The following is an 18,309-nucleotide window of genomic DNA, read 5'->3' as shown; positions in this document are numbered from 1 at the left end:
GAACGTCCACCTGTCGCAGCTTGGCGACGATCTCTTCCGGGCTCGGCTTCTTCCTCGGCATTCTCGGCATCCTCCAAAGGCTCAAAAGCCTACTTCAGGGAGGGCCACTTTTCAGGGGGCAGACCAGAACCGTCCGTGTTTGAGGCTGAATTGATTGCCCACTCGTATCGACGAATGCAAGCTGGGTCCCAGGCCTCAACGGTGGCGAAGAGGAAGACACATCGCTCATCACCACCTTCGACCCAGCCGACATCTCTGCCGCCGCTACGAGGGGCGGCGTCGGGTCAAAGTTCTTGTTGCCTGTGTACCAGTTGAGCTTGCCGATGGTGTTGCGGTTGTTCATGTACCAGGCGTCGCCGTGACGCGTGGCCCATTGGCCTTCGATGCGCACGGTGCTCGAATGCTCCTTGCGGTGGCAGACCGAGGAGACCGTGTTGGACTTCACGCCGAGGCCCGTGCCCGGCTCGTCGCCGGTGCAGCGGGTGACGATCGAGTTCTGCTTGTGCGCGCGCTGGCCGGTCATGCGCACGCTCGCCGCCGTGTTGGCATCGTCCGACTGGTAGGCGACGATCGTGTAGGGCACCGGGCACTGGGGCGAGCGGCATACGTCCGGGAACTTGGAGATGATGAGACCTTCGCGCGTGTCTCGCGAGCCCTCCCGGGGCGGGGGCAGGCTCATGCCGCCTCCAGGCCGTGGAGCGCGGCCGGCGGCAGGTCGGCGAAGAGGCTCGACGCCCGCTCGGCGGCTTCCAGGTCGATGCGCAGGAAGTTCGGGCAGATCGGCAGCCAGCCGCGCCAGGTGAGCGCGAGGCGGTAAGGGGCCTCGCGCAGGTCGACGTGCAGCCCGTCGAGGTTCAGCTTCTGGCGAACCTCGCGCCCGTCGCGCCAGCGATAGGTGGCGGCAAGCTCGATGCCGGGAAGGCGCAGGTGGAGATTGCGCCCGCCGGGCAGGAGGCGCGCGAGCTCGACCTCCTCCTCGCCCGAGAGATAGCCGGGAACCACGAGGTCGGGATGAGCGCACTGGTAGAAGCGGTAGTCGAAGTCCCGCGGCAGATAAGGATGCCGCTCCGCGAGCCAGGTCTCGTCGTAGGTGCCGGCATGGCGCTGACGCAGCCGCCAGAAGGGCGGCACGGGGCCAAAGCCGGCCGGGCTGCGCGGGGTATGCGGCTCGTCATAGGCCTCGGCCGGCCGATCCAGGCTCGGCAGCGCAAAGGCTTCGACCACCTCGTCCGTCACATCCTCCGCCAAGGGCGCAAGGCCGAGAGGATTCTCCTGGGGCGGATCGCCGCCCGGCGTCGGCCGATCGGTCCAGGCGTTGCGGTAATCGAGGTCGACGAAGGCGACGGGCTCGGCCGGTTCCAGGCGCCAGCCCTTGCGCTCGCGCCGCCAGCGCCGCGGGCCGTTCGCGCGCAGGAAGTGGCGGCGCTCGCCGACCCGCACGCCGCAGATCCATTCTCGTGCTTCGTCGAGGCCGTTCGGCGGAAAGGTGCGCCCGAGAACGGTAACGTCGGCGCCCGGCTTGAAGGGCACGAGATCGGCGGGGCGCAGGAGCGGCGTTCGGTGCGGATCGCCGGCATATTCGTCGACGAGGACGATCTCCTGGTCGCTCGCCAGCGTCAGCGAGCCGTCGGCGCCGAGGATGTACTCGGCGCGCACGGCGATGGTGCCCATGTCCTCGCCGTCGCGATGCGCCTGCTCGTAGCCGATGGCAGCGAAATCCGTGTCGTTGCGTCCGATCATCGCGCCCTCCTCAGTTCAGGTCGATGATCTCGCCGTTGATCTGGACATGGCCGGAGGCGGCGAAGTTGAACTTCGTGCCCGTGATGGTGACGTTTCCGTCCTTGTCCATGATCAGGCGCGACTGGCCGCACTTGATGATGAACTCTTCGCCCGCGTTGATCGTCATGGTGTGTCCGACCGTGGTGTTCTTGTAGAGGCCGACCTGCTCAGTGCGGGCCATCCCGACCGTATCGGAGCGGAACTTCTCCACCACCGTCGTCATGACGCCACTTAGCGGCATGGCCTGATCAAGGAGGCGGCCAAGGCCGGCACCGGCGCTCGCGCTCTCGGTTCCACCCTTCGTTGCGAAGTTGCCGGCGGCGGTGACAGCGGCGTTCGCACCGAGCGAAGCGAATTCGGCCGGCGCGCCGACCGCGGCCACGGTCGCCGTGAAGGCCTGCAGCAGCGGATCGTCGATCGCGGCGGAGCCGAACTGCGAGTCCGTTCCCCCCGCCGCGACGAGACCGCCGAGCATCGACAAGAGCGGCGCGCCGAGTCCACCGCCGACGCTGAGGTTCACCGACCCGCCGATCTTCTCCTGGTGATTGCCGCCGACATCGGTGGACTTGTTCTGCCCAATGCTCTCGACCTGATGGGCGTCGACACGGCTGATGCGGTTGTTCAGCACCTTCTGCGTCATGTCCTTCTGCGCGTGGAGAAACATGTTCTCCTGTCCCGCCTCGTCCTCGAAGGACAACTCGTTGTAACCGTTCGCCTTGTGACTATCCGAGCGCAGCACCATGCGCGTCTTGTTGGCGGGCAGGTCGTAGGGAACCTTGTTCACCGGATTGGCCACGACGCCAACGACGAGCGGCCGGTCGGGATCGCCGTCGAGAAAGGTGACGGCGACCTCCATGCCGATGCGCGGGATGATCTGCGATCCCCAGGTGCCCCCGCCCCAGCTCTGCCCGACGCGCACCCACACCGTGTCCGAGCCGTCCTTCCTCGCCCGCCGGTCCCAGGGAAACCACAGCTTGACGCGCCCGAACTCCTCCGTGTGGATCTCCTCGCCCGGCGGGCCCGCCACGATCGCGATCTGCGTGCCCTCGATCCTCGGGCGCGGCGTCGTCCTGTGCGGCGTCAGGCCGAGGCGGGCGGGCAGCGCCTCGAAGCGGTTGCGGTAGATCGGATGGTCGCCACCGGTCTCGTAGGTCGTATCGTGGGCGAAGTGCTCGATGGCGGTGACGACGCCCGTCTCGAAGGAATGCTCGGGATTGGCGACGTCGTAAGGGGTCAGCTTGGCGCCGGGCGCCAGGTTGCGCGTGGTGGAGGCCGCCTCGATGCGCTCGTGGTCGGCCTCCACCGCCTGCATGCGCAGCTTCGTCGCGGCCTCGGACGCCGCGTTGTCGAGGGCGCGCGCCGGATACTCGTAGAGCTCGTAGGCGCCGTTTCTCGGCAGCTTGACGAGCGAGGGGGCGGCGCTCTCGGGCACGGTGGTCGGCGTCTCGAAGTTCCAGTCGCGGCCCGCCCGCCGGCCCGGCGTGAAGGCGAAGTGGCGGTTCCAGGAGGAGACGTGATCGCGGTCGGTCGAGCCTGCGGCAAAGCGCACCGCGCCCGTGTCCCCGTCCGCGCCCGCGTCCCAGCCGCTGGCGCCGTCGGCAAGGGCGAGCACCTGCCCCTCATCCGTCTGGCGCACCCAGAAGAACAGCCCGTCCTCTTCCAGGCGGCGCAGGAGAAAGGCGAGGTCCGTTTCGTTCCATTGCACGCTGTAGGGGCGCGCCGGCGGAGGCGACAGGACGCCCGAGGCGTCGGGCGCGCGAAGCCCGTGCTCGGACAGGAGCGTCTCGGCGATCTCCAGGCTCGTCCTGTTCAGCCAGATGCGGCAGTCGGAGCGCTGCGACAGGAGCCAGAGGTCGGGCCGAAGGGTCAGGACGTACTGGCGCAGCGAGCGGGTGAGGCGCGGCTCCTCGGTGAGGTTGGTGACCAGCCCGTCCCAGACGCGGCGCGGCCCCTCGTCGCCGCGGTCGAGGCTCACCTGCACGTTCTTGCCGACGAGATCCTGGGGGCTGACGTCGTCGCGTTTTGCCCGGATCACGGCCTGGAAGGAGAAGAGCTCGTTGACCGCCTCGCGGCCCTGGAAGCGCTCCATCAGGAAGGCATCGGTGCCGAGCGGCGTCTCGATGCGCAGCAGGCGCGAGGCTTGGATGAAGTCGTTCATCACGGGCACGTCGTTCATGCGCAGGCAGTCCCTCGATGCGATAAACCGACCCGCAACCCGAGCCAGCTCGTGTTCGAGGCGCCAGATTAGGGCGGATCGAGGCGGGGCGTGAACCCTTGATTGAGGATAATGCGCGCGGGCGGTGGACTCGTCTGGAGGCGGACCGGCTAACGCGCTGGCGTAACTCCCGATTATTGACGACGGTGACAAAACGAACAGGCGCATCGACACCGATTGCGCGCCGGCGGCGCGCTGAGATTGTGGCGGAGATGGGGCGTGGCGCGGCCAAACGCGGCGGTGCCGGGATGCGGAGAAGCGCCGACAAAACGTCATCAACTTCGATCAAGCGCCGAAGGCGCCTGCCGGATAGCCCAGGACAGCACGACACGCGCCCCGTCCGACCCCACAACAAACCAAATAGGCACCCGACGACCGCTTTCGGGGAAGAGATGCGAACCACGTCAGCCATCTCTCCGCATCGTCCTGATGCTGCGTTCAGCTCGCTCATAGGAAATCATTTCCGAGAGCATCGTCTCCGCAACGGCGGGTGCCATCTCTCGAACAGGTGACCTCCGCCGATCGTTGACGCCGACCCCAAGCCAGAGCACAAAGCTGACGCCCACGACGGGAACACGAAAGAAAAGCAAAAGCGTTTACAAAGACTTGATCTCTACCTGGCTGGGAATCCAGGTTCCCCAGCCACGCAAAACCTACCTACCGAGGCTTTCTGACCGCTCGCAGCGCTCGCTATGGGCGTCTCGACTGCCCCACTGTGCTGCACGAAACCGGGCACAGTCTGTTTTCGGCTCGTTCAGGGGTGCGGAGGGCTGGTTCCTGCGCTCCAGCTTCGCCAGCGAGCGCTTTCCCACCGCGCGCAGAGAACATCGCTGCGACCAATGCGGAAAGCCCATCAGGCGAGCTGCGGCGAGAGAAACGGTGTGGTCCAAGGGTCATCCTATAGACGGGCACGAAAAAGCCCGGCGCGAGGGCCGGGTGGGATTGAGGCCGCGGCTTCTAAGTTGAGTGCGACGCAAGCTTCTCGCGCTAGTCCTTTCGAGTTCTCGACACGAGCCACCCGGGGTTCGGTCACATCGACGATCTGCGAGCGGCAGCACATGAAGCACCATCGCGCGTACATTGCGCTGCTGTTGATCAGCCTCACAGGCTGTGAAGCGCTCGAGCCATCCACGCTGCTGTTGTGGAAGGCGAGCAGTAAAGCCCGCATCGTGCCGGCTGGAGGTACCCCGGCGCCACTCCTCTGGAACGCGGACCTTCGTGTCGGCGCCCCGCTTCCGATCTCCGGCGCGACAAGGCGCAAGGATGCTTATTCCAGAGCGCTCACGACAGGGTATTCTGGAGGGATGTCCGCGGCCGCGCTGCCGGACCTTGAGATCGACACCACGGGGAGACCGATCCTGCCTCAAGGACGGCCAGTTCCTGTGATCAACCTAGTGGATATTCGGTCTGCACTTCGCGGCGGCTTTGATCTCTGAAGCGATGTACCATCGCATGAAGAAAGCCATCTTTGTAGCCTAAGCAGCCCGGAATTCCTTGTTCGCCTCGCCTCACCCTCACTTTCGAGGCGGACTTACGACATCAAGGAGCCATGCCAGGACATGGCCGGTTGCGGATGCGCAGCGCATCCCCAGCAAGCGAAGACGGTCGCTGATATCGGTCAACAGGTGCCCTCCAGGAAGCGGATGGGCTACCTATTAGGCGACCTTTGCAGCGCAATGACGCCGCTCACGGCACGTTTATCGCGATGTGAACCGGATTGCGGCGCCCCTTTCGACGTGGGGCCGCCATGGCACAGCCATCCGGCGGCGATCTCGAAGGCAGTCCCGACCCACCAGCAGACTCGGAACTCGATCCGGTGCGCGAAGGTCGGCGGGGCGAGCTCGTCAGGCATCCTCATCGGGCTCCGTTTCCGGCGGGAAAGCCTCGTCAACGTCGAGCGAGCCAACCGTCAACAGGGGAAGGCGCCGCATCTCGCCTCGAAGGCGTCGTCGTACACCACTCGTTCTGGCAGGACATACTTGCCTGAATGTTGCCCGCTGTGAACGAGAACCGGGTCCAGTCGGTTCTCGTCCCTGGCCGTATCTCCACGCGCTGGCCGTTGATCGTCCCGTCGGTGACGCGACCGATCGTGTCGTGCTCGATCAGAACGAAGGCGGCGCCATTCTCGGCGCAAGGAGTCCGCGCCCAACATAGGCGTAGCGTGTGATGTCCAGCATCTCCGTGCCGGCCTCGAAGGCCTCGTCGCGGGGCGTGCGGCCGGAGCGACCGCGGACGTAGGCGATCCGCGCGCTGCCGAGGTGGCGGGTTTCCACCACCTGGTTTGCGCGTTCGTCCTCTTGATCGATGACGAAGCCGGCGAAGTTCGTTCGCGCACGACCCGCCCGCCGACAACGCCCAGCCTCAGGTGTGATCGACCGGGGGCGGCTCGACGGCGAGTACGGTGAGTTCCTGTCGCTTGCCTGTGCGGTTCGTCCAGGCGATGGACTGCCCCTGCCCGAGGCCGATGAGGGCCGTGCCGATCGGGGTCATGATCGACACGCGGCCCTGCGAGATGTCAGCCGCTGCCGGATAGACCAAGGTGACGCGGCGCTCGATGCCGTCCTCCTGTCGGTACAGGATGGTCGAGTTCATTCGCACCACGTCGGGCTTCGCCGCCTTTTCGGCGACGACGCGGGCGCGCTCGAGCTCGCGCAGGAGTTCCTCGGCGACGTCCGGCAGGGCATCGAGAGCGGCATTCGCGATCCGCGAAAGGCTTTCGAACTCGGGCTCGGTGATGATGATCTTGGGCAAACGGCTGCTAGAGCTCTGGGACATGGGCAGATTCCGATAGTCGTACGGCAGCGCCTGCTGCGCGGGGCGCAACGAGCGGCGGCGGACGAAGGCGCCACCGCGAGCGTTCGCTGCGGCGCTGATGGTGATGGAGGTGACGTGATCGACGGCCCCAGCTTCGGGGCGCAAGGCAACCGAAGGCTGGGGCTACAATGGTGCGGCCGGGGTCACCCGGGCGCTGAGCGCTTCGCGAAGGTCAATCGTGATCATCCCCTCAGCTTGCCCATTCTGCCGGCGAAGTCAAACTCGTGGAGCCACTTCATCTGTCCGCCATGCCAAAGGTGCCGCTCGATCGGCACGCCCGCCGAAGCCCGCGGCGTTCCAGCGTGACAGCGCTCTCGATCCCGGTCGGACAACGGTCAGGTTGGGCACGCCGTCTAAATGGAAGCCGGCAAACGTCGGAAGGCGGCTCAACGACTTACGATCCATGGCTGTCATGCTCCGCCGCAGGGATCCCGCCCAGGAGCGGCTCTTGGAGCAGCAGCCAAGACATGGCCGTCACGCCTGCAGACGAAGCGAGACCATGGAGACCTCCTGCGCTCGCTTCACGCAGTCGGCACCGTTCCCCCGTCGATGACGTACTCCGTGCCGGTGAACGCGGCAGATCGCCGGCGAGGCTAGGCGAGGCTTCCGGCGAAGCGCTCGGCAAGCCGGCGCTCCCGAAAGGCCTCGGCGATCCAGTCGATGAAGACGCGCGTTTTCGCCGGCAGCAGCGTCCGGTTGGCATAGTAGAGCGTGATCGCGCCGGCATCGGCATACCAGCGCGGTATGAGTCGAACGAGGCGGCCGGCATCCAAGGCCGGCAAGGCGTCCGGCACCGCCAGCATCGCGACGCCGAGATCAAGGAGCGCCGCCTCGCGCATCGCCGCCGGATCGTTGACGATGATCGACTCCGGCAAGGTGGCGGGGATTTCGCGGCCACTCGCATCGCGCAGGGTCCACTGCCGGATGCGACCCGTCCCAGGCGAGCGCATGACGATTCCGTTCAACGCGGCGAGGTCGGACGGATCCGTCGGCGGCACTCGCCCCTCCATGTATCGGGAGGATGCGACCGGAATGATGTGGGCCGGCGCGAGGGTGCGCGCCACGATGCTCGGGGACAGGTCGAACCCGCCGCCGATCGCAGCGTCATAGCCCTCCGCCACGAGATCGACGCGGCGGTTTTCGAAGTGCCATTCCGGCCGGATGCGTGGATACCGCGCGAGGAAGCCCGGCAGCAGCGGCAAGATGTGGGTCGCGCCGAAGGTCGGTGGAAGACTGACTTTCAACGTCCCGGCAGGCTCGCCGCCCTCGGTCGCGATTCCGATGATCGCGGCTTGGATGTTCTCGAGGTTGGCGGCGATCGCGAGGCGGAAGCTCTCCCCCGCTTCCGTCAGCGTCAGTCGACGCGTCGAGCGGTGGAACAGCCGCACCCCGAGGTTCCGCTCCAGCATGGCGACGTTGCGGCTGACGGTCGCCGGCGTCAACGACAGGCGCCTGGCGGCCTGCGAAAAGCTGCCATGCTCGGCGCTGCGCACGAAAGCTTCGAGGTTGGCGAGCGTCTCTACGTCACCTCCTTCAAGGGATCGTTGAAAGAATAACCAGCGGGGACTGGCTAAACCAAGAGGAATATCTCCGCCACATTCGCTCCATCGAACGAGCCCGAAGGAGCGCCTCGTGTCCCACGTTCCCTGTCTCTCGCCCGCGAGGCCGCCTTCGTCACGGGCGCCGACATCGACGCCGACGGCGGCCTGACCGCCTGATCGAGATCTCCCGACATCCCAAGGATGACCATCATGCCTTCCATCGGCATCATCGGCGCCGGCCAGATCGGCCGCGCGATCGCGACCGCGCTCGACCGCGCCGGACTGCCCGCGACACTTGCCAACAGCCGCGGTCCGGAAAGCCTCGACGGGATCGTTGCAGCCCTCGGCCCGGGCATCACGGCCGGCACGCGGCAGGAAGCCGCCGCGAAGGATATCGTCTTCGTGGCGGTGAACTGGTCGAGGCTGTCGTCCGCCCTCGGCGGGCTGCCCGACTTCAACGGACGGATCGTCGTGGACGCCAACAACCCGATCGAGGCGCCGCTGTTCAAGCCCTTCGATCTCGGCGGTCGCGCGTCGTCGGAGGTCTTCGCCGGCCTGGTGCCGGGCGCGCGGGTGGTGAAGGCGTTCAACCATCTCCAGCCGCAACTCGTGGCGGGGGATCCGGCCAGCGAAGGGGGCAAGCGGGTTCTGTTCTACTCCGGCGACGACGACCAGGCGAAAGCCGAGGTCGGCGCCGTGATCGACCGGCTCGGCTTTTTCGGCATCGATCTGGGTGCGCTCGCGGTCGGTGCCCGGCTCGTGCAGTTTCCCGGCGGCCCGTTGCCGGCGTTGAACCTCGTCCGGTTCGCCTGAAGCGACGGGGCGGCGACCGGCCGCCATGTCGCGATCGTGAAACGCATCGACGATACCGAACGAAGCCGGCATCATCACGATGCACTTATGAATCCAAGAAGAGGAATTCAGCCATGCCATTCGTCACGACCCGCGACGGCGTCGAGATCTTCTACAAGGATTGGGGTCCGAAGGACGCTCAGCCGATCGTGTTCCACCACGGCTGGCCGCTCTCGTCGGACGACTGGGACGCGCAGATGCTGTTCTTCCTCCAGAACGGCTATCGGGTCGTCGCCCACGATCGCCGCGGCCACGGCCGTTCGGCGCAGGTGAGCGAGGGCCACGACATGGACCACTACGCCGCCGACGCCTTCGCGGTGGTCGAGGCCCTCGATCTGCGCAACGCCGTCCATATCGGCCATTCGACGGGCGGCGGCGAGGCGGCCCGCTACGTGGCCCAGCACGGCGAGCCCGCCGGCCGCGTCGCCAAGGCGGTGCTCGTCAGCGCCGTGCCGCCGATCATGCTGAAGACCGAGGCCTATCCGGGCGGCCTGCCGCGGGAGGTCTTCGACGGCTTCCGGCAGGGCGTCGCCGCCAACCGCGCGCAGTTCTTCCTCGACGTGCCGACGGGACCTTTCTACGGCTTCAACCGGGAGGGCGCGACCGTCCACCAGGGCGTGATCATGAACTGGTGGCGCCAGGCCATGATGGGCAGCGCCAAGGCGCACTACGACGGGGTCAAAGCCTTCTCCGAGACCGACCAGACCGACGACCTGAAGGCGATCTCGGTGCCGACGCTAGTCCTTCACGGCGAGGACGACCAGGTCGTCCCGATCGACAACAGCGCCCGCCTGTCGGTCAAGCTTCTTCAGAACGGCCGGCTCAAGACCTATCCCGGCTTCAGCCACGGCATGCTGACCGTCAACGCCGAGACGCTCAACGCCGACCTCCTCGCCTTCGTCAAGAACTAGGCCCACGACCGGCCGCCACGGCGATGCGAGCCTTCGTCCGCACCGCCGTGGCGGCAGTTCGGCGCCTCCGATGAAAGGGCGGTATCCGATGACCACCGAAAAGCCGGAGATCGCGCTCGTGCGGCGCTTCTTCGAACTGATCAACGGCGGCCGCTTCGACGCTGCGATCGATCTCCTCGCCGAAGATGTCGTCTACCACAACATCCCCCTGCCGGAGATGCGCGGGCGCGAGAGCGTCCGGCAGTTTCACAAGAGCTTCGGCGTCGGCGGCCGCATCGGTATCGACTGGCGGCTCCTGCACATCGCGCAGGACGGCGACACTGTTCTGACGGAACGCCTGGACATCTTCGATGGAGGTCCGAGCGCCCGGATCGAGCTGCCGACCATGGGCAGCATGACGGTATCGAACGGCGCAGTCGTCGAATGGCGCGACTACTTCGATCTCGCCAGCTTCGAAAAACAGGCCGCGGCCTTGCGGGGCTGAGGACGGCTCGTCTGCGTTTCCACGGGCCGGACCTCGCTTTTTGCAAGAAGCCGCCGGCTATGGGAGCTTGCCTCGCATTCGAACGAGGGTACAAAAAAGCCGATGCTGACCAACCGGGACGTCGCCGAGCTGACCGCCTGGCGCAAGCACTTGCACCAGCATCCGGAGCTGTCGAACGAGGAGGAGCGAACCGCCGCCGCCGTCGTGGCCTTCCTCGCCGACACGGCGCCGGACAAGGTGCTGACCGGGCTCGGTGGCCACGGCGTCGCGTTGGTCTACGACAGCGGGACCGACGGTCCGACGGTGATGATCCGCTCGGAACTCGACGCACTGCCGATCGAGGAGCTGTCGGGTGCAGCCCACGCCTCTCTCGTGCCCGGCCGCTCGCACATGTGCGGCCATGACGGGCACACCACGATCCTTGCCGCGCTCGGACGCCAGTTCGGACGCGCCCGGCCAAGCCGCGGCCGCGTCGTCCTCCTGTTCCAGCCGGCGGAGGAGACGGGCGACGGCGCGGCGGGCGTCATCGCCGATCCCCGTTTTGCCGAGTTCGCGCCCGACCTCGCCTTCTCGCTCCACAACCTGCCGGGTGTCCCCTTCGGAGAGGTGCGGCTGAAAGTGGGGGTGGTCAACTGCGCCTCGCGCGGCCTGCGGATCGTGCTGGAGGGCAAGACGGCCCATTCCTCGATGCCCGAGACGGGCACCTCGCCGATGATCGCCGTCAGCCGGATCATGCCCGCCCTGCCCGAGCTCGGCCGCGGGCGTTTCGAGGACGACGACTTCCGGATGGTCACCGTGACCCATGCCCGGATGGGCGAGGCCGTGTTCGGTGTCGCGCCGGGCCGCGCCGAGCTCTGGGCATCGCTCCGCACGCGGCGCAACGAGGACATGGCCAACCTCTGCGCTGCGGCCGAGGCGCTCGCCGAAGGGATCGCCGCCGAGCACGGGCTGCGTTGCATCATCGACTATCACGAGATTTTCGCCGCGAGCCTCAACGCGCCCGAGGCTGTGGAGCATCTGCGCCGCGCCCTCGACAACGAAGGCATCCGCCACACGGAGGAGGCGCTGCCCATGCGCGCCTCGGAGGATTTCGGCCTGTTCGGACAAGGCGCCCCGTCCGCCATGTTCTTCCTCGGCGCGGGCGAGCGCCATCCGTCCCTGCACAATCCCGACTACGATTTTCCCGACGACCTCATCCCGATCGGCGCCCGCATCTTCATGAGGGCAGCGCGCAACATCCTGGGCTGACCTGACCGCTATTCGCCTGGCATCTCAGTCTTGCGATGCTTCGGACGGATGGCGACGACGCGTGCCTCCCGCGTCCGCTTGAAGCACCAGGGGCGTGCTCATCGACGGTTTGACGTCAGGCGGGTTCCCTTTGGCATGACAGCCGCTTTCCGACGAGAACGCTGCAGGCTAGCCCTCATTTCAGAGTGGATCGACGAAAAGACCTCGGCTCGAAGGTGTCGACCCGTTGCTTTCTCAACCGGCAAGTGAGCGGGCTGGAAAAGATGAAGGTCCGCTACATCTTCCATGCGACGTGCCATGATCGCGCATAGTCACATCGACGAAGCCTTGCGGCACGATCAGTACGCAACGCTTACTGAATTGTAAACGACTTCGAAATTTTCTTTATTTAGATCAATTCGCAATCGGCATCGTCGGCTCCTGCTGATTCTGCCAATTTCCAGGATCGGGTGGACTCATGATTGCCGGTGGATGTCCCCACCTCGCTCGAACGAACGACGGCAGCGATCCTGAACCCTTGGACTTCGAACGAATGTTCGAGGCTCTTCCGGTCGGTGCGATGACCTGCAACCTCCGTACGTTCACCATCGACTACGCCAATCCCTGCTCGGTCGAGCTCCTGCATTCGATCCGCGACGAGCTGCCCATCGATCCGAACGACATCGTGGGCACGTCGATCGACATCTTCCACAAGGCCCCGATGCACCAGCGGGCGCTTCTTTCGGATGCGGCGCAGCTGCCGCACAAGGCGCGCATCCGTTTCGGCCGCGAATGGCTCGACCTGCACATCCATCCGCTGCCGGACTCGAAGGGCCGAGTCACGCGGGCGCTCCTGATATGGGCGGTGGCGACCGCGGAGGTGGCCAAGGCGGAGGAGGAGTACCGGCTCCAGCGCATGATCGACGACATGCCCGTCGCCGTGATGACCGTCGATCCCGGCAACTTCGAGATCACCTATCTCAACGAGGCCTCGAAGCGCACCCTGAACCAGATCGAGAACCTGCTGCCGGTCAACGCCTCGGACCTTCTCGGGCGCTCGATCGACATCTTCCACCGCAACCCGGCCCATCAGCGCGCCCTCCTCGCCGATCCGCGCAACCTGCCGCATCGCGCGCAGATCAGGCTCGGTCCCGAGGTCCTGGACCTCCAGGTCTCGGCGGTGAACGGGACGGACGGCGCCTATATCGGCCCGATGCTGACCTGGTCGGTGATCACGAAGCAGGTGGCGGCCGAGGCCCGCATCCATCAGCTCGCCCATTACGACACGCTGACGGGCCTCGCGAACCGCTCCACCTTCCGCGACCGATTGCAGGACAAGCTGCAGGTCGAGGATGCGCGGCTCGCGCTCCTCTTCATCGATCTCGACGGCTTCAAGTTCGTCAACGACAATTACGGGCATCTCGTCGGCGACGCCCTCCTGACCTCGGTGGCGGAGCGTCTGGGACGCTGCTGCAAGGCAGGCGATCTGATCGCGCGCCTTGGTGGCGACGAGTTCGCCATCGTCATGCCGGACGCGGGAGAAGAAGAAGCGTCCGAGCTCGCGGCACGGATCGTGGAGGCCATGAGGTCCCCCTTCGACCAGTCCGGCGGCGCCTCGCTGCGGATCGGCGGCTCGATCGGCATCGCCGTGGTGCCGGAGCACGGCGCCGACCTGCATCTCATCCAGGCGCGGGCGGACATGGCGCTCTACAACGCCAAGGATGCCGGCAAGAACACGTTCCGCCTCTTCACGCCCGAGCTCGAACTGCGCTTGAACGACCGCGTCCGGCTGGAAAGCAAGCTGCGGCACGCCGTCGAGCAGCGCGAGGGCCTGTTCCTCTATTACCAGCCCATCTTGAACACCGTCACGCGGCAGATCACCTGCCGGGAGGCGCTGATCCGCTTCCATCATCCGCTTCGCGGCTGGATCTCGCCCGGCGAGTTCATTCCCGTCGCCGAGGAAAGCGGATTGATCGGCGAGCTCGGCGCCTGGGTCATCGAGCAGGCCTGCCTCGACGCGGCGTCGTGGACCGACGGGGCGCGCGTCGCGGTGAACGTTTCGGCGCGCCAGCTCGGCAATGGGACGCTCCAGCCGACCATCCTCGCCGCCCTGCTCAAGAGCGGCCTGCCGCCCGACCGGCTCGAGATCGAGGTGACGGAAACGGCGCTCCTCGAAAACGAGCTCGACAGCCTGGCGGATCTTCGTCAGATGCGGGCCATGGGTGTTCGCATCGCGCTGGACGATTTCGGCACGGGCTTCTCCTCGCTGGCGCATCTGCGGGCCTTTCCCTTCGACAAGATCAAGATCGACGGGTCCTTCGTGCGCGACGCGACGACCCGCGCGGACTGCGCCGCGATCGTCGGCCTCGTCGCCGAACTCGGAACGCGCCTGGGCGTCACGACCGTCGCGGAGGGCGTGGAAACGCAGGCCCACTTCGATCTCGTGCGTGCGGAAGGCTGCACGGAGGTGCAGGGCTACTTCTTCGGACGGCCCGCCCCGATGGAGAGCCTCGCAACGCGTTCCGAAGAGCTGAAAACCGCATAGCGTCAACAGGCCGTCGCCGAACCGACGGCCTGCACGTACCGCGATTGACGATGTTTCAGACAGACCAAGCGCGTCGTCTTCGCATCGGGCCTGTCATCAGCTTCACCGGCCACCCCAACTACATCCGAAAAGCCAACCATTCATTGGGTTTGGACTGGGCCACCAAACGGGAACGGACCAAAGTGGATTGGTCCTGACCGATGCTCGCGACCTGATGGACGTCAACGCTGAGCCAGGCGACACCCTGGACGAGCCATCCGCCATGCGCGCAAGGGTCTCCACAACGGAGAGCCGTTCGATCGTTGACGCCGACCCCGGCTCTACGGCACAAGACGACCGCCTGCGGAACAGAGACGACAAGGAAAGAATAGTTTCTACAACGGCTTGAGCCCTGCCCGGCTGCGGCTCCAGAGTTCCAGCCGACACCTTCAAGCTGAAGCTTTGCTGCAACTCAGCGTGGAAAATGGATCCGGCCGACGGGCTGATCTGTGTCCAAAAGCGGCTCGCTCGCGGTACAATGGATGCATGCCCTCGCCGAGCGAAAGGCGGGCGCCAGCCGGGAACTTCGATCGTGGAGACCATCACCAAGCTGCGATGCTTGTTCAGTGCCGATCGCGACGCGATCGCCGACGAGTTCCTGATCATCTGGCATTGCCTCGTCCCCGGCCCGACGACCGACTTTGCGGGACGCGCCGTCCCGAGGCGCGGCGCCAAGCTGGCGCTGCCGGTGAACGCGAACATCGCGGTGCCGCTTTCGGGGTTGGGAGGCTCCTCCGAAGAGACGTTGGATGACGCGGTGCGCTACGTCGGCACCGATTTGTCCGCGGCTGCGCCCAAAAGCGCCGAACGACGCGGTCGGGCTCCGCAAGGCGGTATTCGCCTCTCCGTCATGATGCGCGACACCGATGCCGAGGCTCTGAAAACCGGAGACGATCTCTGCGACCGAAGGGCGGGCGCAACGGTGCGTTTGCGCCTCGACGTCGTGATGGCCAAGGCGGTCGCCGAGCCGTTCACTTGGCCGGCGCCGGTCGATCATGACCGCGGCCAGGCGGCCGCCGGACGGTGAGGTTCCGGTCGTGAACGCGGATCTCGCGCAAAGCACGCGGCTGACCGCCCGCCTCACCGCCGGTGCCGGCCGGATTCTCGCCGCCGTCGAAGCCGTGCTCGGCGTCCTCGTGGGCGCGCTCCTGCTGGCGCTTCTCGCGACCGTCCTTCTCGGGGCTGGCTCGCGCTACGTCGGCGGCATCGGCATCGTCGGCATCGAGGATCTCGGCATCTGGCTCCACGTCGCGCTGATCGCCTTCGGTGCGCCGCTCGCGCTCGACAGCGCACTCGCCATGCGCCTCGACATCCTCACCCGCCATCTCCCCCCGCGCGCTCGGCGGGTGGCGGAGGTCTTCGCCGACGTCTTCCTCGTCCTGTCCGGCCTGATCCTGGCGTTCGGCGGCGTTCGCATCGCGCAGCTTCTGGGCGGAACCTCGCCGACGCTCGGCCTGCCCGAATGGGTGCGCTTCGGCCTCCTGGCAGCGGGCGGCGGGCTCGTCCTTCTCGTTCTCGCCTTGAAGCGGCTCGCGCAAAGGCGCGCGACCACCCTCGCGGCGGCGTTCGGCATCGCCCTGACCGCCTTTGCGGCGATCCCCTCGCTGCAGCTGGCGAGCGGCCTGCCGCCGAGTGCGGCGCTGTTCGCCGTCGCGCTTCTCGGTCTCGTCGTCGGCGCCTCGCTGCCGCACACCTTTCTCGCCGCCGCCTACGTGGCGCTCGCCTTCGGCAGCAGCCTGCCGGAGCCGGCGATCGTCTCCTCGACGGTCGCGGGCATGTCGAAGTTCCTGCTCCTCGCCATCCCGTTCTTTCTCCTCGTCGGCAATCTCCTCACCTTGTCGGGAACGGCGGAGCAGATCGTGCGCTTCGCCGCATCGCTCGTCGGTCACCTGCGTGCGGGCCTCGCCCAGACGACGCTTCTGACCAGCGTCCTCTTCTCCGGTGCTTCCGGCTCGTCGATCGCCAACGCGGCCTTCGGCGCGACGACCTTCCAGCCCGAACTCGTGCGCCACGGCTATCGGCCGGAGCAGGCCGGCGCGCTGATCGCGGCGACCTCGGTGCTCGACAACGTCATCCCGCCCTCGATCGCCTTTCTGATCCTCGCCGCGGCGACGAACCTGTCGGTCGGCTCGCTTCTCGTCGGAGGATTCGCCGCCGGCGGCGTCATGGCGCTCTGCCTCGCCGTCGCGATCCGCCTGTGCGTGCGCACCGCGCACCGGGCGCCGCGGGCGAGCAGTCGCGAGCGCTGGCACGCCGGCATCGCCGCCCTCCCCGCCTTCGGCCTCGGCGTCATCGTCGTCGCGGGCATCCGCTTCGGCCTCGTAACCACCACGGAGGCCGCGGCCCTCGCCGCCGCCTACACGTTCGCTCTCACGGCCCTGGCGCGGGTGCCCCTAGCCCGTATCGGTGCCAGCCTGCGCCAAGCCGGGGTGGAAGCCGCGGCGATCGGCCTCCTCATCGGCACGGCCGGCCCCTTCGCCTTCACCCTCGCGGTCGACGACGTGTCCGGGCTCGTCCGGGACTTCGCCACCTCCTTCGGCACTTCGCCCGTCGCGACGCTTCTCGCCATCAACCTCGCGCTTCTCGCGATCGGTCTCGTTCTCGACATCGGCGCGGCGATCCTCCTGTTCGCGCCGCTCTTCCTGCCGCTCGCCGTCGCCGCCGGCATCGATCCGATCCACTTCGGTGTGATCCTCGTCGTGAACCTGATGATCGGCGGCCTGACTCCGCCGGTCGGCGTCCTCGTCTTCGTGGTCAGCGGCGTCACCCGCATCCCCGCGGCGCGCCTCTTCGCCGAAATCCTGCCCTTCCTCGCGGCGCTCATCGCGGCGCTGGCTCTCATCTGCCTCTACGCCCTCATCGTCTGACCGGAGCCCGACCCCTCATGACCCTAGTCGACCGCCGCACCTTCCTCCTCGGCACGGCCGCCGCGACAGCGGCAACGGCGCTGTTCGCGCCGCCCGTGATCGGGCGCGCCCGCGCCGCGACCCGCCTGACGGTCGCCTCGCTCTTCGGGGACGACAAGCCGGAAACCAAAATCTGGCTGCGGATCCGAGACATCGTCGAGGAGCGCCTGCCCGGCGAATTCGCCTTCAACATCGTCCGCTCGGGCGCGCTCGGAGGCGAGAAGGAGGTCGCGGAAGGCGTTCGCCTCGGCTCGATCCAGGCGAGCCTGTCCACCGTTTCGGCCCTGTCGGGCTGGGTGCCCGAGGTGCAGATCCTCGACCTGCCCTTCCTGTTCCGCGACGCGGCTCACGTGCGGACCGTCGTGGAGGGCGAGATCGGCCGGGACCTGTCCGCCCGCCTGGAAGCGCAGAACTTCGCCGTCGGCGGCTTCATCAACTACGGCGCCCGCCATCTCCTCGCCAAGGAAGAGATCACCCGGCCCGACCAACTGGCGGGAAAGCGCATCCGCGTCATCCAGAGCCCGCTCCACACCGAGCTGTGGAGCGCCTTCGGCGCGTCGCCCGTCGGCATCCCGATCACCGAGACCTACAACGCCCTCGCCTCCGGCGTCGCCGACGCGATGGACCTGACGAAGTCGGCCTATGCCGGCTTCAAGCTCTACGAGGTCGTGCCGGACCTCACCGAGACCGCCCACATCTGGGCGTCGGGCGTCGTCTACTACGGCAGCCCCTTCTGGAACGGTCTGACGGACGAGCAGCGCGCGGTCTTCATCGACGCCTCGCGCGAGGGCGCGACTTACTTCAACGAGCTCATCGTCGCCGACGAGGTCGCCTCGATCGAGATCGCAAAGGCGAACGGCGGCCGCGTCGTCCAGCCGGCGGACCGGGAGGCGTGGGAAGCCGGCGCCCGCCGCGTCTGGTCCTCCTTCGCCGAGATCGTCGGCGGAGAGAACCGGATCGAGGCGGTGCGCACGGCGGCGTGACGGCAGCGCCGCG

Annotated in this window: 14 protein-coding genes and 1 pseudogene; 9 read left to right on the top strand and 6 right to left on the bottom strand. The window is 67.0% G+C overall.

The genetic code is table 11. The annotated features are described in order from the left end of the window. Positions 1-94: 94 nt before the first annotated feature. The 3 genes from FZN60_RS25075 to FZN60_RS25065 are packed head-to-tail and all read right to left on the bottom strand — an operon-like array spanning position 95 to position 3,955. A complete protein-coding gene (locus FZN60_RS25075; protein ID WP_158876405.1) occupies positions 95-679 on the bottom strand; it encodes a DUF4150 domain-containing protein in 585 nt (194 codons plus the stop codon). After that, positions 676-1,740: a DUF2169 family type VI secretion system accessory protein gene (locus FZN60_RS25070; RefSeq protein ID WP_158876403.1), complete on the bottom strand. Its 1,065-nt coding sequence runs from the start codon at positions 1,738-1,740 to the stop codon at positions 676-678. The genes FZN60_RS25075 and FZN60_RS25070 overlap by 4 nt, the downstream gene beginning before the upstream one ends. Before the next feature lie 10 nt (positions 1,741-1,750). Continuing rightward, on the bottom strand, positions 1,751-3,955 hold the full coding sequence (locus tag FZN60_RS25065) for a type VI secretion system Vgr family protein (RefSeq protein WP_158876401.1): 2,205 nt from the start codon (positions 3,953-3,955) through the stop codon (positions 1,751-1,753). 1,097 nt (positions 3,956-5,052) lie between these two features. On the opposite strand from FZN60_RS25065, the gene FZN60_RS25060 reads away from it, so the two are divergent. Beyond that, positions 5,053-5,430 carry a hypothetical protein gene (locus FZN60_RS25060; RefSeq protein ID WP_158876399.1) on the top strand — a complete coding sequence of 126 codons (378 nt, stop codon included), beginning with the start codon at positions 5,053-5,055 and terminating at the stop codon, positions 5,428-5,430. A gap of 666 nt (positions 5,431-6,096) precedes the next feature. Here FZN60_RS25060 and FZN60_RS25055 read toward each other — a convergent pair. From FZN60_RS25055 to FZN60_RS25045, 3 genes and pseudogenes are all read right to left on the bottom strand, one after another. Next, a complete protein-coding gene (locus FZN60_RS25055; RefSeq protein ID WP_158876397.1) occupies positions 6,097-6,270 on the bottom strand; it encodes a hypothetical protein in 174 nt (57 codons plus the stop codon). Positions 6,271-6,355: 85 nt separating this feature from the next. Further along, positions 6,356-6,913 (bottom strand): nucleoside diphosphate kinase regulator, encoded by a 558-nt coding sequence (gene rnk / locus FZN60_RS25050; RefSeq protein ID WP_246727172.1) that lies wholly within the window; start codon positions 6,911-6,913, stop codon positions 6,356-6,358. 488 nt (positions 6,914-7,401) lie between these two features. Further along, a pseudogene (locus FZN60_RS25045) lies at positions 7,402-8,331 on the bottom strand (LysR family transcriptional regulator); the annotation flags it as partial. A gap of 228 nt (positions 8,332-8,559) precedes the next feature. Here FZN60_RS25045 and FZN60_RS25040 point away from each other — a divergent pair. From FZN60_RS25040 to FZN60_RS25005, 8 genes are all read left to right on the top strand, one after another. Next, a complete protein-coding gene (locus FZN60_RS25040) occupies positions 8,560-9,162 on the top strand; it encodes an NADPH-dependent F420 reductase (protein WP_158876421.1) in 603 nt (200 codons plus the stop codon). A 113-nt stretch (positions 9,163-9,275) separates the two neighbouring features. Further along, on the top strand, positions 9,276-10,112 hold the full coding sequence (locus FZN60_RS25035) for an alpha/beta fold hydrolase (protein WP_158876395.1): 837 nt from the start codon (positions 9,276-9,278) through the stop codon (positions 10,110-10,112). Between the two features lie 118 nt (positions 10,113-10,230). Beyond that, the gene (locus tag FZN60_RS25030) at positions 10,231-10,596 is read left to right on the top strand and encodes a limonene-1,2-epoxide hydrolase family protein (protein WP_246727169.1); all 366 of its coding nucleotides are present in this window, start codon (positions 10,231-10,233) and stop codon (positions 10,594-10,596) included. A gap of 102 nt (positions 10,597-10,698) precedes the next feature. After that, a complete protein-coding gene (locus tag FZN60_RS25025; RefSeq protein ID WP_158876391.1) occupies positions 10,699-11,844 on the top strand; it encodes an amidohydrolase in 1,146 nt (381 codons plus the stop codon). Between the two features lie 532 nt (positions 11,845-12,376). Beyond that, positions 12,377-14,368, top strand: coding sequence for a putative bifunctional diguanylate cyclase/phosphodiesterase (locus tag FZN60_RS25020; protein WP_246727167.1), 1,992 nt, complete (start codon positions 12,377-12,379; stop codon positions 14,366-14,368). A 571-nt stretch (positions 14,369-14,939) separates the two neighbouring features. Next, positions 14,940-15,434 carry an LLM class oxidoreductase gene (locus FZN60_RS25015; protein ID WP_158876387.1) on the top strand — a complete coding sequence of 165 codons (495 nt, stop codon included), beginning with the start codon at positions 14,940-14,942 and terminating at the stop codon, positions 15,432-15,434. Positions 15,435-15,444: 10 nt separating this feature from the next. Continuing rightward, positions 15,445-17,274, top strand: coding sequence for a TRAP transporter large permease (locus FZN60_RS25010; RefSeq protein ID WP_246727166.1), 1,830 nt, complete (start codon positions 15,445-15,447; stop codon positions 17,272-17,274). A gap of 17 nt (positions 17,275-17,291) precedes the next feature. Then, positions 17,292-18,296, top strand: a complete 1,005-nt coding sequence (locus FZN60_RS25005; protein WP_158876383.1) for a TRAP transporter substrate-binding protein — start codon at positions 17,292-17,294, stop codon at positions 18,294-18,296. Positions 18,297-18,309 lie beyond the last annotated feature (13 nt).

Origin of the sequence: Antarcticirhabdus aurantiaca (assembly GCF_009765365.1) — a bacterium.
In the GTDB taxonomy this organism is placed as follows: domain Bacteria; phylum Pseudomonadota; class Alphaproteobacteria; order Rhizobiales; family Rhizobiaceae; genus Antarcticirhabdus; species Antarcticirhabdus aurantiaca.
This window is presented reverse-complemented; position numbering and strand designations above follow the sequence as displayed.